The sequence below is a fragment of the Reticulibacter mediterranei genome, from assembly GCF_016587455.1.
In genome coordinates, this window is sequence record NZ_BNJK01000001.1 from 4,138,179 (window position 1) to 4,157,830 (window position 19,652).

Below are 19,652 nucleotides of genomic sequence, written 5' to 3' on the forward strand. Positions count from 1 at the left end.
GGCGCTTCGTGGTGGTTGAGATGGTGGCTGGAGGCGGGCTGTGCCCGCCTCCAGCCACCATCTCCTCAATCAGCGAGCCGCTGTGCGGCGAGCAGTGCGGGCAGAGGTCGCCACAAAACCATCCGGGATGACTCATAGTATCGCGTCTTCATTATCGTTTCATACATATCCAGTATTCTTATGTGGAAGTGTCTAGGAGTATGCATTTCAGTTGTAGTATTCGTAAGGCATCAATAAGGGGCGTGAATTGAACAAACGTACGGTTACTATTGGCCCTGTCTTTCTGGTTATCTCTGCCAGTGTTGCACAGGCGCTACAAGCGAGCCAAAAAGACTATCCACACCTGCCTGATTCGACCCAGCTAGAGGTCGATATGAATCTACTCAACGATCAGAGTGGTGTTCCTGCGGTGGTTGCTGACAATGAGCAAAATCCTCATAAACTGTTTTTATATACGCCGTCGTATTCTCTAGAGCTAGACGAAATAGAAGAGACTAAAAATGGATATCGTATCAAGCAGATCGAGCCTGTCAATGTACAGATGTATGATCGCTTAGCACAGGGATCGTTGTCGCTCTCTGCTACCCGCTGGCATCTCTGTACGCAGGAGAAAGAGATCCCCAGCGGCCAGAGCAGCCACTGGCAGGTGATCGAGAAAGAGTGGCAACTGTTGCAAGAACAGATTGAGCAGCTTCGTGAGCTAGCTCGACGAGATGCTGCTCCTGTATTGGCTCATTCACTATTGCCGTCGCAGCATGAACGGTATCTCGATCTGGCTGCATCCTTGCTTGAGCTAACCCATTCACTGAAAAACGAAACGAACGAGGTCCTTCTCTCCGCTCAACAAGCAGCCGTAGCGCTCTTGAGAGAGGGGAAAGCGGCCAATCCTTATTTGCTCACGGTGCTGGTGGATCACAGCTATCAACCATACGAAGAGGCAACTATTCCTCTGGTAGCGGGAGAGCTGAGCAGTGAGCAAGAGGAGATCCTGCAAAAGGGGCTGTCGGTGCCTGACCTGCTCCTGATTCACACAGCTCCCGCAGCCGAGCATATCAAGGCGATAGCGGAACTGATCCACGCCTGTAGCGCCAAAAAGCAGCATGTCCTGCTGGCAACCTCGACTGAGCAACGGCTTGAGGACGTATTGGGACGGTTGCCAGATGAACTATTGAGCCTGCGCCTGGATCAACAAGAGGATGAGCTATCTACCAACAGTACAGGCGCTCGCCCGGTAAAAGCGTGGGCGAGGCAGATGAGGCGGCAAATCCTGGAAAAAACTGAGGCCGCGCTCCCGCCACTGAGCAGGCTGGTTGTCTCGAAGAAAACTATCGACCAGTGGATAGAGCGTTTGCAGCGCCACATGGCCACCTTGAGCGACGAGGCGACGAAGCAGCAAGTTTCGCTCCTGCGTCAGCGTATGAGTACGATTGAGCAGTTTATCAGTACACCATTCATGCCTACACTTTTGGAGCTTGCAGCGGCAGTGCAGCAATTAGAGGAGAATCTGGCCCAGCAAAAAAACAGGCTGGAGACCTTCAATGAGCGTCAGAAGCCAGCGCTTGGCCGCCTCTTTCATGGCGTTGATCAATTGGCCCAGGGCTGGCTGAAGCGACAACAAGGGGTGGTGGACAGCTTGCAGGCGGAGTACGAGGCCAAAAAGCGGATGTATCAGCAGGCTCAGGAGACGATGTTGCAAATAGTTCGCGATGATCTGGAGTATGTCTGGTGTCAACAGCGTATCCAGGAGATCGAGGCCGAGTATGCAACAGCGCTGGCTGAAGCCACAAAAGCAGCCACGATCTTGCAAGATACCGTACGCGAACTTGTGCCTGTGCAACCGCCACTTGAGCCGTTCAGCGAATTGACGTTGCAACACTATCTCAACTGGTATACAGTCACGAGAGCGCTATTGGAGCAACGGCACGATCTTTTGCAGGAGTGGCGTTCCCAACTGTCCAAATATGCGGAAATAGTCTATCCAGAGCTATTGCGTTATGCCGATGTTGTTGGTGGTACATACTCTGATATTGTTGCGGCTAAAGAGTTGACGAAGATCACGTATGATCTGGTCATTGTCGAAGATGCGGGCGGCATGGTATTGCCAGATCTGCTACCTCTGCTGGTGAAGGCCAGGCGAGCCGTACTGGTGGGCAATCCCGATCAGGTAACACCATTCGATAAAGAAGCCGTGCAAGCCGTGTTGCAAACGTGCTCTGATGCCGAACAGACGCCAGAGATTACAATCCAACTTACCAGCAGCGTTTTTGCGCAGCTCTGGTCCTCGCCAATCGATGCCGCGCATACTGTGTGCCCGGCTGCACCGGTTCAGGAGGGTGCTGAACCTGTCGAAAAAGCAGAGGAGAACAGTGCGCCGGAAGAGGTCCGTGTTAATACCTCGCCATTGCCTGCCGAAGAGGGGAAAGAAGAGTTGCCGCCAGACCAACCAGAGGAGCAGGCTGTGGCACCTGATGAGCAAAGCGAGTCCGCACGGATAGAGTCCGCACGGATAGAAGAAGAGGTGATATAGGATGAGTGTGGAAAACCCTGCTGTGATCCGACCTTTCGCAACTCCTGAGCAGATCGTCGAGAAGGTGCTGGCGTTGCCTGATTGGACCCCTGTGCGGCTCTTTGGCATATTATTTCCGCTCTGGGATGTTGATGCTGTCGGCGTTCGTGGCGAAGCGCAACCATACCCGTTTTTTGAAAAGATCATCGAGCGCGGTATCGTTCAAACCGGGTTGGTCTCTGAGGCTATGCTAGCCGATTTCCTGGGATTAGAGCCTGATCTGGTTGAGCGCGTGCTGGCCTCACTGGAGATAGCTGGTCGTCTGGTGAGGATTGATGGTCAGTTCCATTTGACATCACTGGCTGTCAAATCGGTGCAGGAGGGCAAAAAATACGTCCCGACCAGAACGCATCTCAAGCTCTACTTTGAGGGTTTTTATTCCAAGCCACTACCCAATACACACTACGACGGCGTGAAGATCCTCTCGCAGATGGAGGTCGAAGGTTTCGTCGAGGAGCGGCGCGGGACGGATTGCCCCTTCTATCGCCTGTATAGCTTTCAGCGCTGGACCCCACTGGCGATCAAAGAGCTGGCTCTGCGCGAGGATCGAATGGAGTATCATGTCCCGGCAGACATGGAGCAGATCGCGTTGCTTCGTGTCACTCCCGCATACCTGCCGCTCTATATCGTCGAGGCCCGCAAGCAGCTTGTCGAGGCCACCCCCTATTATATGGTCTTTTCGGCGATAGAGGATGAGCGCGACAAATTCCTCGAAAATCTGGTCAATTCCTACTCTGAAATGATGTTACCGCTTTTTGGTCAGGAGCCGCTCGATTTCACCACGATGTGGGAAGAGTGGCAAAAAGAGCAAGGTCTCTCCGCTGCTCATATCGAACGGCTAGAAAATGGCCCCTGGCGCGCAACGATCCCCGCTGACGAGTTGCACTCAGAAGCGAGCAAAATAAGCGCCTCAGATCTGGGAAGCTATCATATGAAATATGGCTATTTCCTGCACCTTTCAGGCGAGGACGAAGCGCCCGTTGAGCCAATAAAAGAGCCAGAACAGAGCGAGGATGCGGAGCCAGAGGCAGAGAAAATAGAAGAAAAGATCGATCCTGTTCCCCCTGATGAAGCATCTGAGGAGAAATAGCGATAATCGATAGATACTCCCGTAGCGACAATCCCTTGCGGTTGTCGCGGGCACCACCGACACCACGAATGGGGGCCCGCGACAACCGCAAGGGATTGTCGCTACGGGAGGGGGAAGCGCTCCTCCTCTATTTCAGCGTTGCCTTTTCATTTTCTTCTGGTATACAATATACAATATACAAAACTTCTGATAGAGATGTGGATAGCTGGTCAGGGAATCAGAAATGTATGGAGGAGTGCGATTTGATGGATAAAATGGAACATTACACGCTGCATCAGCGCATTTATTATAAACTTCGTGAGCTTATCGAGTCGGGGAAGTTGCCTGGTGGCATGCAGCTTGATGAGCGCACGCTTGCACAGGAGTTATCGGTGAGCCGTACGCCCTTGAGAGAGGCGATTGCGTCGCTTGTGGAGGAGGGGCTTGTCGAGCGCCGCCCCTATCGTGGCAATTTTGTGCGCACGTTTACCGCAAAGCAGGTCAATGATCTCTATCGGGTGCGTCAGACGTTAGAAGGGCTGGCAATTCGCCTGGCCGTTTCCAACATCACTGAAGATGATCTGGAGCGGATACGCGCCATTCTCGCTGAAGCGCAGGAGGCGTTGGAGCACGACGATATGGCAGCTTATAGCCTCGCCGATCAACGGTTTCACGAGACCATAGCTCTCTTGAGCGGCAACGAGATTTTGATAGAGTCCCTGAATCGCCTGAAACGTCAGATTCAGATTGTGCGTATCGGAGCGAACCGTGACCCGCAGGTCGTTCGGCGCACTGCACTCGAAAGGCCACGTATCCTATCTGCACTCGAAGCACGCGACGCGGATCTGGCAACGCGTTTGTTAGAGGAGCATATCGACGGCGTTCGTCGTTCCGTCGTGGCCTTGATTGAGAATACCACCATCGCGACAGAGTAATATGTGATCATTTACGAGAGGAGCAATAAGTGAACGAGCAAGATGTTATAAGAAGGGTTACAGCCGAAAATCGGCAAAACATGAGTTGGGGCAATCTTGCATGGTTGGTGGGAGCAGCGCAAATGCCAGGAGCGGAACAGACGTTGGGTGTGGTAACTATTTTGCCGGGCAAGCGTAATCCATTGCATGCTCATCCCAACTGCGAAGAGCTGCTCTACGTCATCTCTGGCGAATGTGATCATAAGCTGGGTGATGAACTTTTTCATCTCACGCCCGGCAGCGTGATTCGCATTCCACGCGATATCCCTCACTGGGCGCTCTGTACCTCCGGTGAACCGCTCGTTGCCGTCGTCTCTTTCTCTTCTCCAGATCGGCGCACCAACACTCTGGAAGAGAGCGGCGAGATTGCATAACGGACTAGTATTTAAAAGGAGCCGAAGGAGCCAACAATGAAACGATTCAACATTGCAGTTGTCGGTTGTGGAAATGTTTCTCGTATGCATTTTGAGGCTTATCAGAGCCATTCCGAACGCATCCAGATAGTGGCAGCCTGCGATCCCGATAGCGGAAACTTGCAGCAGGCACAGCAACAGTATGGATTTGCTCAGGGGTTTGCCTCTTTAGAGGAGATGCTTGCTCACGCCGAATGGGAGGTGGCCGTTGTTTGTACTCCAACTCCTATACGTAAACCTGTTGTAGAGGCTCTAGCGGCGGCGGGAAAACATATTTTTGTCGAAAAGCCCTTCGCCGATTCTTATACTGTTGCTCAACATATGGTCAACACATGCGCTCAGGCGGGTGTACAACTTGCTGTTAATCAGAATTTTCGCTATCACTATCCGTTTGAAAAAGCGCGTGAACTGATCGCACAGGGCCAGATCGGGCGTGTGGTTAATATCGTACAACAGGATTTGATGTTTCGTCAGGATAAAGGATGGCGCATCCAGACCCGACGACATGCGCTTTCTGTGATGGGCGTACACTGGCTTGATGGTCTGCGCTGGCTGCTGCAAGATACTGCAACCTCGCTGATTTGTGAGACCCGCTCATCGGCGACTATCGAGAGCGTTGGAGAGACCGATGCAGCTGTACAGATCACATTTAAGCAGGGTGCTCTGGCCTCTTATGTAGAAAGCTTCTCATCGCCCATTTCAAGAACCGAAACGCTCATTCTTGGCGAGACGGGCGCTCTCGTTCTTACCTATCGCGGTCTGAGCCTGTTTGATCTGAAAGATAGTTCGCAGCCTCGCCTGCAATGGGAAAATCCGCTCAGTGGCTCCCATAAGCCGGAGGCAACCTTCATTGACTTAAACCTGTTGCTGGCCGCCTTAGAGCAGGGAGAGGAACCGGTCAATAGTGGGCGCGACAACCTGCAAACGATTGCGCTGCTCGATGGTGCGTATCGTTCGGCAGAGGAGCAGCGCCCCATCATTTTCAATGAAGGAGTGCCGGTATGAAGCTCGCTTTTTCTAAGCCAACGGACAACGATACTCAGCGGCAGCAACTCTTCACCAGCTTTCGCTCTCAGGGCTATGAGAGCTTGCAATTGAAGTACGGTCAGTACAGCGAGTATCTCCATCAGCCTGCGTGCTTTATCGAGCAATGGGGAACGGAGGCCAGCGCCATTGCCTCTGGTTTGATTGTAGGAGGTGTATTGGATGAAGCCGGGTTAGAGACCCTGCGCCGCCTGTTCCAGTTTGCCCAGGTCGTCGGCTCTGAACGTATCATCTTTTGTCACGCTCAATCCAGGCAAGGCTTGTCTAGCAGCGATATCGTGGGCTTTGCGCGTCTCCTCTCCGATCTTGGCAAGGAGGCACAGGAGCGCTATGGTATAACTCTATCGCTGCACCATCATTATAACCAGCCAGTCATGTATCGCGAAGATTTCGCCGTCTTTTTTGATGCCGCTGATGATCGATTCGTCAGGCTCACTGTCGATACAGCACATCTTGTCAAATCTGGCATCACTGATATTGCGGGCATCATCAGAGAGTATCGTCATGTCATAGATAATATGCACATAAAGGATATCGCTGATGACACGTTCAAAGTGCTTGGTCAGGGCAACATCGATTTCGCGCCAGTCTTTGAAGCGTTGCACGAGATCGGCTACGAGGGCTGGCTCTGTGCTGACGAAGAGAGTGGCAGCGACCTGCTAACAGCACTGGAGACCTGCGCTCACTTTATAAAGCAACGACTGTAGAGCAGATGACCGAGGTTAGTGAAGCAGACATTCTAATCATGCTATGTCAGTCTTTATGTCGCATTATCACACCCATCTTGTCGCGACGTAAGATTGAAAAATGACCTGCCAGGTGGTTAAAATTACTACTAGTAGATGTGTTTTAGTCGCAATTTCATAACCATTTACCAAATGTAGCGACAATCCCTTGCGGTTGTCATGGGGCAGGCGCAAAAACAAATATTTCACGTGACAATCCCTTGCGGTTGTCACGGGGCGTCACCGTTATTTCAAAGGAGGCAATGATGATTCGAGTTGCGATGCTGAGCTTCTGGCATGTTCACGCACGCGATTATCTGAAGCAGGCGTTGGAGCATCCCGATACCGAGATTGTCGCGGTCTGGGATGAAAATCCTGAGCGAGGACGTGCGCAGGCGGCTTCTCTGGGAGTTCGCTTTTATGAAAAGCTTGACGAACTCCTCGCGCAACCGGATATCGATGCCGTGATTGTCGATACACCCACCAATCTGCATCGCGATGTCATGGTTGCGGCAGCTCTGGCGGGCAAGCATATTTTCACAGAAAAAGTAATTGCTTCCACATTGCACGAATGCAACGAAATCCTGGCCGCTGTTGAGAAAACTGGCGTTAAACTGACGGTTTCGCTTCCGCGCCTCTATCATAACTATACCCTGGCGATCAAGCAGGTGGTGGAGCAGAAGTTGTTGGGGGAGCTGACGCTGGCGCGGGTACGACTCTCGCATGATGGAGCCTTGCGCACACCGGAGAAGCCAGATGGTTGGCTCCCGGCCCATTTCTTCAATCTGGAACAGTGCGGAGGCGGTGCCTTGATCGATCTGGGCTGCCATCCGATGTATCTGGTCCGGTTCTTCCTGGGTCTGCCGGAGAGCGTCAGCGCGCACTATGGCTACGTTACGGGGCGCGAGGTCGAAGATAACGCCGTCGCCATTTTGCAGTATCCACAGGGCGCTCTGGGTGTCGTGGAGGCCGGTTTCGTCAATCACTTCTCGCCCTTCACCATAGAGCTTCATGGTACAGCAGGCAGTCTCTTTTATGGCACGCCCGAAAGCAGATTGTTGATCCGCAGCACTGTTCTGGGCGAAGAGGGCAGCCGCCAGTGGAACGATCAGACCAGCACGATTCCCGCTGACGAACCAATGGCTTTCCTGCAATGGGTTGCTCATATTCAACAGGGCACGACGGCCAACGAGAATGTCCAGATGGCCGTTGATCTGACGAGACTGATGGAGGCCGCAAACCTATCAGTACAGGAGAAAGCGCCGGTAAAGCTGGCAACATTATCTGTTTGAGACGACACCGTAAAGCAGCGAACCAGGGTGGAGAAAACGCTATGAGAGCGGCAAAAGATCTGAGCAGATCGCAATACCTGGTGGCCAGGCGCAACAGCAGCCCGTTCCTTTTCGAGCCAATGCAGGATGAACCGGATGCATTGGATCGGCTGGACATCCAGTTTCGCTGGGGTCACTATGGTATCCAATTGTTACGCTGTAATCTTACCTGCTTCGGGGAGCGACAGGTCGTTCCCTTCCACAAGCACCGCGATTACGAGTTCCACTTCATCCCACGTGGGAAGGGTACGGTCACGTTGGCGGAAGGGACATTTCCGCTGCACGCAGGCATGTTCTACCTCACCGGGCCAGAGGTCATTCATCAGCAAGAGGCTGGTCCCGACGAGGATATGTACGAGCTTTGCTTGCATATCGATATCCTTCAGCTTTGCACGCCTGCGCAAGATGACCAGGAGACCTATTGGGGAGAGCAATGGGAGGTGGCCGAGGCCGACGAGTGCATTCGTCAGCTCAATACCATGTCGTCCATTCCCACGCTCGATCAATACAACGCGATGCACTGGTTTTTGACGGCGTATCAAGCCTGGCAGGACCGTGAGTTTGGTGCGTTTACCACAATTCGCCAGTCGATCATCCAGATCCTGCTTCGCTCCGCACGGGCGCATCATGTGACTCAGATTCACCCTGCGCTACCTGCTCGCGATATGACGGCATATCGTTATCAGCTTGCTACACAATATATTCGTGATAACTATGCTCGCCCACTCACCCTGGAGGAGGTGGCCGATGGCCTGCATATCAGTAGCCGTCAGCTCCAGCGCATTCTGGGTGAATACGCGAATGAGACCTTCAGCGGCTACCTGGAACGTTACCGTCTGGCTCAGGTCTGTATGTCCCTGACGCATTCCGACCAGACGGTAGAGCAGCTTGCCGCCAATCATGGGTTCTCCAGTGGCAACTACCTGCACTACGTCTTCAAGAAGCGGCTTGGTATCACGCCTCTACAATATCGAGAACAGCAGCGACGCGATACCTCGAACGAGGCATTTAACGAAAACAAAATCGAGCCATGCATACCTGATGGCGCGCCCTATATGTTATTAGGGTAAAAAAGTTGGATGAAAAAACTCGTTTTCTATTCATATACTTTCAAAAAGGGGAGAATTGCATGACCATCAAAATCGGACTCATTGGCTGTGGAGGGATTGCGGAACCGCACCTGAATGGCTACCTCAAGGTCGAGGATGCACGCGTCACCGCTGTCTGCGATGTGGTTGCGGACAATGCGAAGAAGCGTGCGGAGCAGGCTGGTGGAGCGCAGATCTTTAGCGATATTCCCACGCTGCTTGCAGAAGGCGATATCGATGCTGTAGACATCTGCTTGCCCCATCATCTGCACAAAGGTGCTATCGTTGCAGCTGCTAATGCTGGTAAGCACATTCTTTGTGAGAAGCCTCTCTGTTTGACACTGGAAGAGGCGGCGGCGGTGAAAAAAGCGGTTTCTGAGAATGGGGTAACTCTGATGTGTGCGCATAATCAGTTGTTTATGCCACCTCTCAAGCTGGCCCGCGAGTTGATTGAGAAAGACACGTTCGGCAAAGTATACGAAATCCGTACTACCGATAGCTTTTATCACAACTTCAATACCAGCACAATGGGATGGCGCGCACATCGCGAGTTCATCGGCGGCGGTGAGTTGATCGATACCGGCTATCATCCCTCGTATATGTTGCTGTACCTGGCTGGCAGCAGGCCGGTTGAAGTGACTGCCATGCTCAGTCAGCATCGCCTCAGCTTCATGGATGGCGAGGACTCGGCCCAGGTATTGGTCCGCTTCGAGAATGGCGCGGTTGGCAACATCGTTACCGGTTGGGCCTATGAGCCAGCGGACACCACCGAGCGCTTCTCGGCGGTGGCTGAGAAGGGCTATCTCTCCAGTGATGGGCGCGATCTGCGCTACAAAGTGCGTGGACAAGATCCGGTCGTGATCAATACCGTCAAACTGCCCTCTGTGCATACGTTCGATGCCGAGATCGCGGATTTCATCGCCTGCTTGCAAGAGGGACGCCGCCCGGTCCATAATGAGGATGATGGCATTCATGTGCTTCAGGTCATTCTTGGCGCGTACAAATCGGCGGAAGAGAAGCGTACAGTGGCATTGGAGGAGATCGAGTTCTAACCATACGCTCAATGTAACGCGTTAATAAAACCTGCCTGACAAAACCTAATATATGGCACCTGATGATTGTGCTAGATCGTGGATAATAGCGCAATCATCAGGTGCCATCTTATTCGATAACTCCCTTAATTCTTTCCCTCTATCCCTCTATCAGGTGCCATCTTTCTATGGTACAGTTGAATTGATAATGATTTACTTGCAGTAAATGAAACTTCCAATTTATAACAACATCGAATATTATTTCATATATGAGTTATCCCGGACTTTTTCTCTGTAGCTCTCGTACACCTCAGCGCCTTCGGCCCTTCGCAAGTGGTGTGGTGCAGGTGCAGTGGCAGGCGGGCACGCCCGCCTGCCACTGCACCTGCACCACACCACTTGCGAGCAGCGGAGCTGCGAGCAATCAAGGAGGAACTCTCTCAAAAAAGTCTGTGACGACTCATAAATATTCGATTTATGTTTAAAAAGTATTTTTCAGGAGAGATGGAACGATGAGGGAAGACTCTTCTGGCACAGCATCGAAGCAGAAGAAATTAGAAGAACTTCTCATGGAACTCGGTTCGTCTGTTGAGCACAGAGAGGCTGAACCGACGATCTATCACGCCGAGTCGCCGATTATGGAACATCCTGCGCCCGCTCCCGCTGATAATACTCCATCACAATTTGATTTGTCGAGCGATGGCACGAGGCTTTCGCGAAAACGAGCACAGATCAGAGATAGGATTGAGTCAACTCTGTTCTCTCCACTGCCTATTGATGAACCCCTTTCCCTTCCGACCATGCTGAACGATCTTGAGGAGATCGAACAGGATCATCAACAGATAGGCACGATCAGCGATGTCACATCGCTAGCGTCTCCCGTTCCAGTTCAGGAGACACCGCGTTTGTCGGTCCCTCCTCAGAGCGACGGGCATCATAGTTTCTGGTCCAGCGGCAAAGGTCGATATCTCATCGGCCTTCTGGTCTGCCTGATTTCATTGGGTGGCGCAGAACTCTTCTGGGTGTTCCAGCAGACGCACACCCCTCCTTCGGCACCGACCTGGCAGGTGACGGTCACGCCTTTCAGCACATCCACTGTACAGCCAACGCCGACCGCAACCCTGCAAACGATCACTCCCACCCCCACTCCCACACAACAGGTCGTTGCAACTGCGCAGCCTGCCAAAGAGCAACCAAAAGAGGCTGTCCCGGTCGTATCTTCTTCTTCGCCTCCTATCTCTTTTGAGAGCGGCAAAGAGGATGGTTGGAAGATCGTCGAAGGAGATGATGCCGTTAATACTGTAAAGAACGTCAAAACGAAAGAGTCAAAGGACGGGAACTACGCTCTGATGGTTTCCTTTGATTCCGAATCTGACGATGATAATACCCCGGACAGCTATCCATGTGTGGCAACCAGCAACTTTCCCGTGCCTCTGACCGCCAGACAGACCATTACCGCTTACGTTATGAAACACAAAGGCTCTAAGGTGCAGGCCAGCCTCTACGCCATTGACAGCACGGGCAAGTGGTACAAGGCCAACGATACGAAAGGCGGCACGACGCTGGTGCAAAACGACGATACCTGGTATTCCATTACCTTTACCTTGCCGGCAGACTTCAAGGGTTCTGCTTCTCAGGTTGGCTTGATCTTATTTGGCTATAATGCCGTTGTTTATATCGATGATGTAAGCTGGCATTCTTGATATCTTTTCTCTCCAATGTGTTTCGTGGGCCGGGAAGTTCCAGAAAACAGGTAGACAATGATTGATGCGAACGATACAATGGCATCATCATTTCCTGGCTTCGTACAGTAGACAATGTTTATTCAGAACGCAGCGGATAGAAAGGACTCTCTCATTAGTATGTCAATGGACTCTTCAGAGGAGCAGAACTCGTATTTCATCGATGGCGAAAATGCCGCAGAGATGGCGCGCCTGATTGACCAGGATCATGTCATTACAAAAGGCATGGGCGGTCTGTTTGCAGCGCTCCCCGATCTCTCACGGATTACCCATGTGCTGGATCTGGGTTGTGGTCCTGGTGGATGGGCTATGGAAGTTGCTTACGCGCATCCTAAAATGCAGGTTGAGGGCGTCGATAACAGCGAAATCATTATCAAGTATGCCAATCAGCAAGCCAAGATTCAGGGCTTGGATAACGTACATTTCAGCCTCAGCGATATTACCAATCCGCTCGATTATCCAGATAACTCTTTCGATCTTGTTAATAGCCGGATGATCGGCTTTTTGCCTGCTCCCGCATGGCGACAACTGATGAGTGAATGTCTGCGCGTGGCAAAACCAGGTGGCATCATTCGCCTGATCGAGTTTGAGTCGCCTGGCACAAGCACCAGCGCAGCTTTAGAGCATATGATCGAGCTATTTAGTCGTGCGCTGACAGCGGTGGGACAGAACTACTCTTCTCGCGGCCACCGCCTGGGTATTTCCGCCATCCTGCGCCGCCGACTTCAGGAGGCCGGAGCAGTCAATCTCAAACAGATAGCGCATGTGATTGATTATTCTGCGGACACCGAGGCGCACGAAGCTTTCCTGAAAGACTGGCGTACAGCCTTCAAATTAATGGAACCTTTCCTGATCGCAACCGGTGTTACAACCCCCGACGAATTTGATCAGGTCTACAATCAAATGTTGATTGAAATGATGTCCAACGAATTCTCTGCCGTGATGTTCTTGCAAACCGTCACAGGCGAAAAACCAGCCGCCAGCGCATAAACTCAAATGTCGTAGTCGAGCGATTTATCGCGGTGGCTCAAACCGCACCACAAGCTTCACCGCGATAAATCGCTCGACTACGACACGGGGAGCTTCTCAACCGGAAATTGTAGTTCTGTGACATACTGGTTCGCTTCCAGATGTTCTCCATGTTGCAGGCGTATTTGCCGTAGCGGGCCAGCATGTCGGTATCCATTCTCCTCCACCCAGCGATGCAGTGCAATATACGCCAGGCCCAGCGAGAGAGCATATCCCGTGTGAACTGTGCAGGCCATTAAGCCAGCTGGCAATGTGCGAATGTTGACCGGCTCATGGCCCGTTGGCAGTGCAACTTGCAGCGGGATGGCTGCTTCCACATCGACTGACATCTCTGCGTCGCGCATCTCATGTCTTGTGTGCCAGATAATCATATCTGTTGCGGATTGCTGCATATTATTTTGATGAAGATACGCAACGAGTTGTTCGCGCAGGCGTCCGATATCGGCAATGGATGGAATGGAGGCGCGCACGGACGCAACAGGCAGGGGATCGACTTGCTTCAAAAGAATATCGTATGCTGGCATATTTCCCTCCTGCTCGATCTGGCGAAGTCGCGTGGCAACACGTGCGAGGCGCTCCTCCTCTGCGTCGATCATCTGTCGAAGCTGTACCTGCTTGTGTCTGAAGAGCGCTTGTAGTTGCCCTAGCGATAGATCTTCCTCCAATAGTTGCGCAATCTGTTCCAGGGGAAAGCCCAGATCTTTGAGAGCCAGAATGCGGTGCAGGCGTGGGAGTTGATCGAGCGAGTAGTAGCGATAGCCCGTCTCCGGGTCCAGCATATGCGGCTTGAGCAGACCATACTGAGCGTAGTGGCGCAATGTCACGATTGATACATTGCCAATGCGCGCAAATTCACCAATCTTGAGCATCATAGATTTTTTCATGTCTGAAACATCCTCAATGGGAGCATACATCCTCATGTAAGGTGAGAGTCAAGTGGTTATGTATCTCTCTTTTGACAGATATTGTTTCTCCGCCATTTTGCGCTGTAGCTCTCCCAGAATATATGATTAAATAGTAGTCTAACATAACGAAAGGACTCGAAAGCTATACATGAGTACTTCTATGCAAGGCAAAATTTGCCTCATCACCGGAGCCAATTCAGGCGTTGGCAAAGCAACAGCTCTGGGATTGGCCCGTATGGGTGCAACTGTGGTTATGGTCTGTCGTAGTCAGGCGAAAGGTGAAGAGACGCAGAAAGAGGTTCAGGCGCAGAGTGGCACTGGCAATGTACATTTGCTGCTAGCGGACCTCTCATCTCAACAATCTATTCGTGAACTTGTAGCGCAATTTCAGCAGCAGTTTTCGCAATTGCATGTGTTGATTAACAACGCGGGGATGCTTCCGTTGGGTCGCCGCGAGACGGTGGATGGGCTGGAAATGACCTTCGCCGTCAACTACCTGGCCCCGTTCCTGCTGACCAATCTCTTGCTCGATACGCTCAAGGCCAGCGCACCGGCTCGTATCATCAATGTTAGCTCGGATGCCCATGAAGCAGGCTATATCAACATGGACGATCTACAAGCCAAAAACGGTTTTAGCTTTATGAAAGTCTATGGGCAATCCAAACTGGCTCTTGTGCTGTTCACCTACGAATTGGCGCGACGCCTGGAGGGAACGGGCATTACAGTGAATGCACTGCATCCGGGTTTTGTCACTACGAATCTCGGCCAAAATGATATAGGACCATTTCTGCGCGCAATCGCAAGAGTCGTCTTTCTGTTTGGCATCAGCCCGGAGAAGGGGGCTTCAACATCGCTGTATCTGGCCTCATCGTCCGACGTTGCGAACGTGACCGGCAAGTATTTTGAGAAGAGCCAGTCACACCCATCAGCGCCTATCTCCTATGACGAAGCCCTCCAGCATCGCTTATGGGAGGAGAGCATCAAGCTCACACATGTATCATAAAATATTATGTTGAATGTTCCGCGTAGCGACAAATCCTTGCGGTTGTCGCGGTTAAAAAGCGTAATATGTATATTTACCGCGACAACCGCAAGGATTTGTCGCTACGCGAGGGAGGGAAAACACGATGGATTTAGGCTTACAGGGAAAGGTTGCTCTGGTTATGGCGGCAAGCAAGGGGTTAGGACGTGCCAGCGCCTCGGCTCTGGCTCATGAAGGAGTTTCTGTCACAATTGGAGCACGCGATAGCGAAAAGCTAACGCAGACGGCCCAGGAGATCGGGAAAACCAGCGAGAGCCGCGTTTTGGCCGTTCCCTGCGATGTGACGCATCCCGAAGATCTGGCGACCATCGTTGAAACAACCATGCAGGAGTTTGGTCGGCTGGATATTCTTGTCAATAATGCCGGTGGACCTCCCTTTGGTTATTTTGATAGTTTCGATGATGAGGCGTGGCAGCAGGCGTTTGAACTGAATCTGCTCAGTACTATCCGTCTGATCCGTCTCGTGCTGCCACATATGCGCCAGGCCGGGGGAGGCCGCATCATCAATATCGTCAGTACTTCAGTCAAGCAGCCAATAGATGGGCTTTTGCTTTCTAATACCATTCGTCCTGGTGTGGTCGGGCTGGCGAAGTCGCTCTCGTTTGAGCTGGCCCCTGATAACATTACGATCAATAATGTCTGCCCTGGTCGCATCCTTACGGATCGCCTGCTACAGGGGGCCAGCGTGCAGGAAAAGCTTGCTCAGGGCATAAGCGCGGAAGAGGCGCTCAGTGGGCAGACGAAAGATATTCCGCTGGGACGCCTCGGCAAACCGGAGGAGTTGGGCGCACTGGTGGCTTTCCTGGCCTCATCTCAGGCCAGTTATATCACTGGCACCACTATTCCGGTCGATGGTGGCCTTGTGCGCTCGCTCTTATGAGGAGGAGAGCCACTCGCGGTCGAGGATAGCGTATAGAAAGCGATCCCACCAGCGCATCTTCATCCATTCCGTCTCGCGCAGGCAGCCCTCGCACTTCATGCCGATTCGGGCCATGACGCGAGCCGAAGCCGTATTCTCGGCAATACAGTAGGCGCAAATGCGATGCAGGCGCAGGTCTCGAAAGCCAAAGGCCAGCAGCGCACGAGCTGCCTCCGTCGCATAGCCTTTGCCCCAATAGGTTGGGTCCAGTTCGTAACCAATCTCGGCCTCCCAACTATTGAAGGAGTTGACGCGAATGCCGCAGTTCCCGATCAAGCGCTGCTCGCTTTGCAGGATGATGGAGAATTGGAAGCGCTGACGCGGCAGCTCGTCGCGCCAGTTGATGAACATTTGCACAAACTTGCGTACATCCTCCGGCGTTCGGTGATTCCAGGGGGTGAAGCGCAGGAAGAGCGGGCTGGTCTGGTAGCCATAGACCGCTCGCCAATCCTCCTCTTCCATCTCACGGAGCAGGAGGCGCTGCGTTGTCAGAATCATAGCAGTTACTCTATCCCAATATCCCAGGCCTGTTGTAAATCGTCACGTGAATAACATTTAAAAGCCATCAGGGTATGTGTTTTGGTAATAGCTGGCAGTTGTTGCATATGGCGGGTGACGACATCGGCAAGCTCTTCATAATTCTGGAAGCGCAGCACCGCCACCAGATCGTATTCGCCGGTCACAGAGTACACATCCGCTACGCCCTCTATCTCCAACAGCCGTTGAGCAGTCTCGTTTACCTGTCCACGTTGTGCATTAATAAGTACGATTGCAGTTACCATGATATTGCTCCTTCGCTCTCTACAATCTTATCCTATTGGCATATGACAACACATATCACCAATTATCGCATATCAGAGGGCATCTTCCTATCCTTATAGAAGGTCATAAATAGGAAAGGTGAAAATAGAACGTTCCCGATTGACGAGATTGCACGCGGTTCACACCACGGCGTACAATGTCTCCTGAATATTTGCTAGTGGCTTTCACATATGGAAAGGAGGCGTAAGATGGAAGAGCGTTTGCAAGATAGTGCCAGGAGTGAACAGATCAAACGGGAGTTCGCGCACCTCTATGAGCAAGGACTCCACTTGCAACAGGTTCACGAGGCGGTCATGGCTCTCAATACGGCAATCGCATCCCTTCCTGAATATGATGCCCAGGCAATGCCTGAAGAGCCCTTTCCCCTCTCATCCCTGGCTTCTTTTGTGGCTCAGCCGCTAGTAGATCTAATCCGTCAGATGCTTGATAGTAGTCGTGTGATTCTTCTCGCTGTGGGATCTACAGGGCGGTTGTCCTATGTCGCAGGCAGCGGCTTTACTGCTGAACAAGAACAGGTATTCAGGTCGTCAAATGAATTAGTTACTTCAATGTTTTTTGACGAGCAGGCGCTTGCTCGTCTCTCTGTGCAGCAGGAGGTGTTTCTTACTTCTGAAGATCTGCGCCACCGCACACGATTTGCTTCAGAGTTTGGCTTCGAGAACCTTCTCGTGCTACCCCTATTTCTGGAGAAGCAGTTTGCCGGGATACTTACCATCTTCAAAGCGGGTTCTTCTGGTGGGTACACCTCTGAGGAAACGGAGTTCGCCAAAATCCTTGTGCTAGAGATCGAACTACTTGTGGAATGCCTCAGCATCATGCGTGAGCGAATTGAGTCTGCAACCGGAGCACGTGTACAGCAAGAAGTGGGTCATCTGAGCAATAGTTTCCTGACCCTTGCCAGTCATGAGCTAAAAACTCCTCTCACCGGGATCATTGGCAATCTCCAACTTGCGCAGCAGCGGTTAGCCAGGTTAAAGCGGCAGATCAGAGAGCAAGCGGAAGAAGTGAACAAGTCCATTGAGCGGATTGAGACTCCTTTAGCCTCTGCCATTGAAAGCGCTCATCTTCAGCAAGATGTCATTCATGAGATGATCGATACCCTCTCTATGCAGACCAGACCTTTAGATATACAGATGAAGGAGGAAAATCTGCTCACGCTGTTGCAAGCTATGCTAACCAGAATGCAGCGAAGCGCTCCTCTGCGCACAATAGCGTTGACAATTCCACAGACAATACAGGCAGTCCTTGTCCGTGTTGATGGTCAACAGATCATCCAGGTACTCACTAACTACCTGATTAATGTCTTGAGTCATTCACCCATCGAACTGCCAGTGACGGTCCAGTTAGTGGTGGCAGATACTGTGGCCCTGATCCTGGTAAAGGATGGAGGGCTGGGTCTCGTACCAGAAGAACAAAAGTTCCTCTGGCAGCGTTTCTCTCAGGGGAAAAGTCATGCAATCCAGCACGAAGTGGATGTGAACCTGGGAACAGGCTTCTATTTATGCAAGATGCTCATTGAGCAATATCATGGTCATGTAGGTGTCCAGAGTAACCCTGAGGAGGGAACGACGTTCTGGTTGACTTTGCCGATTGAAGCAATTCTTGAGAAATAAGCTAAAAAGTCATCCTTGCACAAACATACTGATACAGTGTAAGTTTGCAAATTTGGAACTATACTATACAAAAAAGCTGCAAGGAGTAACGGTAGCATGCAACAGCCGAGCGCGCGTCGCGTCTCCGGTTCCCTCTTTGGACTCGCCTTTGGTGATGCTCTGGGGGCCGATACCGAGTTTTTGACGGTGCAGGAGATTCTGCGCACCTATCCCCCACGCGGCCCTCTGGAGCCGCGGGGCAATCCCGCTCGCGTGACCGATGATACACAGATGGCTCTCGCCGTTGGTGAAGCGCTGCTTCAGGCGGAGCGTCCCTATACTTCCTCTACGCTGGAAGCCCCTTTGCGACAGACATTTCTCGACTGGTATCGCAGCCCGGAGAATAATCGTGCGCCTGGTATTACCTGCATGAACGCATGTCGGCAACTGGAGCGTGGCATGCCCTGGCATGAGGCGACCAATATCAACTCGAAGGGCTGCGGCGCGAATATGCGCGTGGCACCGGTGGCGCTGCTCCCGGCTGGCAATGATGGCGTTACGGAGCAGACGCGCGCTGCTATCGCTCAGTTTCAGGCCGCCCTGACGCATGGACACCCAACTGGTCTGGCTGCCTCTGACCTGACCGTTGCCACCATCGTCGATCTGCTCAATGGTGGTGATCCCGCTGATCTGCCGCAACGCCTGCGCTCTTATGCCCTCCGTCAGAGCACCATCTATCATGCCGATTGGCTGGGTCCATTGTGGCAGCGTTCGCATGTAGCTGCCTCTCCTGAAGGGTTTATCGCTTATGGTTGGGATGAGTGCCTTGCCGTACTGGATCGCCTCGATGTGGCTCTGCAAAAGAGGGATCGGGAGAGCGATCCCTGTCTGGCAACCGGCGCGGGCTGGATAGCTGAGGAAGCCTTTGCGACCGGCCTGCTCTGTTTCCTGCTCTATCCCGACGATCCGCAAGCTGCCATTCGTCGCGCCGCCGTCAGTTCGGGCGATTCCGATTCAATAGCCTGTCTGACCGGTGCGTTCGTTGGTGCCTATCACGGTCTGGCTGCCTGGCCCGGCGATTGGATCGAGCGCATCGAGTATCGTGATCGCCTTACAACCAGGGCTTTCCAGTTCTCCGCTCAAAGGGGTGCAGGGGTCTCCCTGCCGGGGCCTGGGGCGTCCCCAGTTTCCTTCCCTCCTTCGCGCGCCGCCTGCGGCGGCGCGCAAAAGAGAAGAAAAAAGGTTTTTGCGGGGACACCCCGCACCCCGGCAAAGGGCTGCCGCCCTCTGCACTCCTGCTAGATGGGAGAATTGGAAAGCCCTGGCCTTACAACGCTTGCGCTGGCATGGGAACCGCAGA

At 52.5% G+C, this 19,652-nt stretch carries 17 protein-coding genes and 1 pseudogene; 15 read left to right on the forward strand and 3 right to left on the reverse strand.

Annotated elements, in window-relative coordinates; all coding sequences use genetic code 11:
* Window positions 1–247 precede the first annotated feature (247 nt).
* The 11 genes from K3T83_RS17870 to K3T83_RS17920 all read left to right on the forward strand — a co-directional run bounded on the left by K3T83_RS17870 (window position 248) and on the right by K3T83_RS17920 (window position 12,973).
* On the forward strand, window positions 248–2,527 hold the full coding sequence (locus K3T83_RS17870; RefSeq protein ID WP_220204313.1) for an AAA domain-containing protein: 2,280 nt from the start codon (window positions 248–250) through the stop codon (window positions 2,525–2,527).
* A 1-nt stretch (window position 2,528) separates the two neighbouring features.
* A complete protein-coding gene (locus tag K3T83_RS17875; protein ID WP_220204314.1) occupies window positions 2,529–3,656 on the forward strand; it encodes a hypothetical protein in 1,128 nt (375 codons plus the stop codon).
* A 245-nt stretch (window positions 3,657–3,901) separates the two neighbouring features.
* Window positions 3,902–4,570 (forward strand): GntR family transcriptional regulator, encoded by a 669-nt coding sequence (locus K3T83_RS17880; RefSeq protein ID WP_220204315.1) that lies wholly within the window; start codon window positions 3,902–3,904, stop codon window positions 4,568–4,570.
* Window positions 4,571–4,599: 29 nt separating this feature from the next.
* Window positions 4,600–4,983 (forward strand): cupin domain-containing protein, encoded by a 384-nt coding sequence (locus tag K3T83_RS17885; protein ID WP_220204316.1) that lies wholly within the window; start codon window positions 4,600–4,602, stop codon window positions 4,981–4,983.
* A 36-nt stretch (window positions 4,984–5,019) separates the two neighbouring features.
* Window positions 5,020–6,027: a Gfo/Idh/MocA family protein gene (locus K3T83_RS17890; RefSeq protein WP_220204317.1), complete on the forward strand. Its 1,008-nt coding sequence runs from the start codon at window positions 5,020–5,022 to the stop codon at window positions 6,025–6,027.
* Window positions 6,024–6,773: a sugar phosphate isomerase/epimerase family protein gene (locus K3T83_RS17895; protein ID WP_220204318.1), complete on the forward strand. Its 750-nt coding sequence runs from the start codon at window positions 6,024–6,026 to the stop codon at window positions 6,771–6,773. Before K3T83_RS17890 ends, K3T83_RS17895 begins: the two co-directional genes overlap by 4 nt.
* Window positions 6,774–7,057: 284 nt before the next feature.
* Entirely contained in the window at window positions 7,058–8,083 is a 1,026-nt protein-coding gene (locus K3T83_RS17900) for a Gfo/Idh/MocA family protein (RefSeq protein WP_220208253.1), read from the forward strand.
* A gap of 41 nt (window positions 8,084–8,124) precedes the next feature.
* Window positions 8,125–9,192 (forward strand): helix-turn-helix transcriptional regulator, encoded by a 1,068-nt coding sequence (locus K3T83_RS17905; RefSeq protein WP_220204319.1) that lies wholly within the window; start codon window positions 8,125–8,127, stop codon window positions 9,190–9,192.
* Window positions 9,193–9,251: 59 nt separating this feature from the next.
* Entirely contained in the window at window positions 9,252–10,262 is a 1,011-nt protein-coding gene (locus K3T83_RS17910; protein WP_220204320.1) for a Gfo/Idh/MocA family protein, read from the forward strand.
* A 491-nt stretch (window positions 10,263–10,753) separates the two neighbouring features.
* Window positions 10,754–11,944, forward strand: coding sequence for a hypothetical protein (locus K3T83_RS17915; RefSeq protein ID WP_220204321.1), 1,191 nt, complete (start codon window positions 10,754–10,756; stop codon window positions 11,942–11,944).
* A 159-nt stretch (window positions 11,945–12,103) separates the two neighbouring features.
* Window positions 12,104–12,973 carry a class I SAM-dependent methyltransferase gene (locus K3T83_RS17920; protein WP_220204322.1) on the forward strand — a complete coding sequence of 290 codons (870 nt, stop codon included), beginning with the start codon at window positions 12,104–12,106 and terminating at the stop codon, window positions 12,971–12,973.
* Between the two features lie 77 nt (window positions 12,974–13,050).
* Here the strand turns inward: K3T83_RS17920 and K3T83_RS17925 are convergent, their stop codons facing one another.
* Window positions 13,051–13,896 carry a MerR family transcriptional regulator gene (locus K3T83_RS17925; RefSeq protein ID WP_220204323.1) on the reverse strand — a complete coding sequence of 282 codons (846 nt, stop codon included), beginning with the start codon at window positions 13,894–13,896 and terminating at the stop codon, window positions 13,051–13,053.
* A 169-nt stretch (window positions 13,897–14,065) separates the two neighbouring features.
* Between K3T83_RS17925 and K3T83_RS17930 the strand changes: the two genes are divergently transcribed.
* Both K3T83_RS17930 and K3T83_RS17935 read left to right on the forward strand, forming a co-directional pair.
* Window positions 14,066–14,920 (forward strand): SDR family oxidoreductase, encoded by an 855-nt coding sequence (locus K3T83_RS17930; protein WP_220204324.1) that lies wholly within the window; start codon window positions 14,066–14,068, stop codon window positions 14,918–14,920.
* 124 nt (window positions 14,921–15,044) lie between these two features.
* Window positions 15,045–15,839 carry an SDR family oxidoreductase gene (locus K3T83_RS17935; protein ID WP_220204325.1) on the forward strand — a complete coding sequence of 265 codons (795 nt, stop codon included), beginning with the start codon at window positions 15,045–15,047 and terminating at the stop codon, window positions 15,837–15,839.
* Here K3T83_RS17935 and K3T83_RS17940 read toward each other — a convergent pair.
* Both K3T83_RS17940 and K3T83_RS17945 read right to left on the reverse strand, forming a co-directional pair.
* Window positions 15,834–16,376, reverse strand: coding sequence for a GNAT family N-acetyltransferase (locus tag K3T83_RS17940; RefSeq protein ID WP_220204326.1), 543 nt, complete (start codon window positions 16,374–16,376; stop codon window positions 15,834–15,836). The genes K3T83_RS17935 and K3T83_RS17940 overlap by 6 nt on opposite strands.
* Before the next feature lie 5 nt (window positions 16,377–16,381).
* On the reverse strand, window positions 16,382–16,660 hold the full coding sequence (locus K3T83_RS17945) for an Lrp/AsnC family transcriptional regulator (protein WP_220204327.1): 279 nt from the start codon (window positions 16,658–16,660) through the stop codon (window positions 16,382–16,384).
* 228 nt (window positions 16,661–16,888) lie between these two features.
* On the opposite strand from K3T83_RS17945, the gene K3T83_RS17950 reads away from it, so the two are divergent.
* Both K3T83_RS17950 and K3T83_RS17955 read left to right on the forward strand, forming a co-directional pair.
* On the forward strand, window positions 16,889–18,313 hold the full coding sequence (locus K3T83_RS17950) for a GAF domain-containing sensor histidine kinase (RefSeq protein WP_220204328.1): 1,425 nt from the start codon (window positions 16,889–16,891) through the stop codon (window positions 18,311–18,313).
* 96 nt (window positions 18,314–18,409) lie between these two features.
* A pseudogene (locus K3T83_RS17955) lies at window positions 18,410–19,405 on the forward strand (ADP-ribosylglycohydrolase family protein); the annotation flags it as partial.
* Window positions 19,406–19,652: the final 247 nt, after the last annotated feature.